2 protein-coding genes are annotated in these 939 nt (G+C 71.2%); one reads left to right on the top strand and one right to left on the bottom strand.

Going from position 1 to position 939, the window contains the following annotated elements; all coding sequences use genetic code 11:
• A partial coding sequence (locus R6V09_RS53930) for a CBM35 domain-containing protein (RefSeq protein ID WP_317888665.1) occupies window positions 1–675 on the top strand: 675 nt, incomplete at its 5' end.
• Here R6V09_RS53930 and R6V09_RS53925 read toward each other — a convergent pair.
• Window positions 632–939, bottom strand: a 308-nt coding sequence (locus R6V09_RS53925; RefSeq protein ID WP_317888664.1) for a PfkB family carbohydrate kinase, incomplete at its 5' end; no start/stop codon positions are given. The two genes, R6V09_RS53930 and R6V09_RS53925, sit on opposite strands and share 44 nt — an antisense overlap.

The raw sequence follows: 939 nt of genomic DNA, 5'->3' as shown, positions 1-939 counted from the left end.
GGCGGCCAGCAGCCCCCGTCCTACGACGGCGGTCGCGGCGGTGGCCGGGGCCGCGGCCCCAACACCAAGGGGCTGCTGATCGGCGCGATCGCGGTCGTCGCCGCGGTGGTCATCGGCATCAGCGTGGCGATGATGAACGGCAACGACGACAGCAACAAGACCGGCGACCAGGCGGGCAGCACCCCGTCCACGTCGCAGAGCGCGTCGTCGAGCCCGTCGCCGAGCAGCAGCGCGGCGGACGGCGCGGAGACGCAGGAGGTCGATGCCAAGGCGCTGAAGCTGGACGGCGGGACCACCACGGCCTCGGACGTCGACGGCGCGGAGGCCGCGGGCGGCGTCTATGTGTCGGGCTTCAACCAGGTCGGCGCGTCCATCACCTGGACGGTGAACGGCATCACCAAAGCCGGCAAGTACACGCTGAACGTCAACTACGGCGTACCCGGCAAGGACGCCAACGCCACGCTCACGATCAACGGCACGGCCCAGACCCGCCCGCTCAACCTCGGCAACTTCGCCAAGGCCGCGGAGGGCGACTACGAAAAGGGCTGGACCAACACCTGGGGGAACATCACCCTCAACAAGGGCACCAACACCATCAAGGTCTCCTGCGAGCAGGGCAACCAGTGCGACGTCAACTTCGACCAGTTCTCCCTGGAATCGGGCTGGAAGTCGTAGCCCCGGGCGGGCCCTGTGCCGCCGTGGCGTCCCCCGTCACCGCGACCCGCCCCAGCAGCTCCTCGTAGGCCGGGCGGTCGAACTCCCCCGCGACGGGGGAGAGTACCGTCGCCGCCGACAGGGCGACCGCCCGTGCCAGCCGGTCCGGCCAGGGCAGGCGTTCCACCAGTCCCGACAGCAGGCCCGCGACCGCTGAGTCGCCCGCGCCGGTCGGATTGCCGTTCACCCGCGCCGGAGGCGTCGCGTGCCAGCTGCCCTCCGGAG

The organism is Streptomyces sp. W16 (assembly GCF_033194735.1).
Classification (GTDB): Bacteria; Actinomycetota; Actinomycetes; order Streptomycetales; family Streptomycetaceae; genus Streptomyces.
This window is presented reverse-complemented; position numbering and strand designations above follow the sequence as displayed.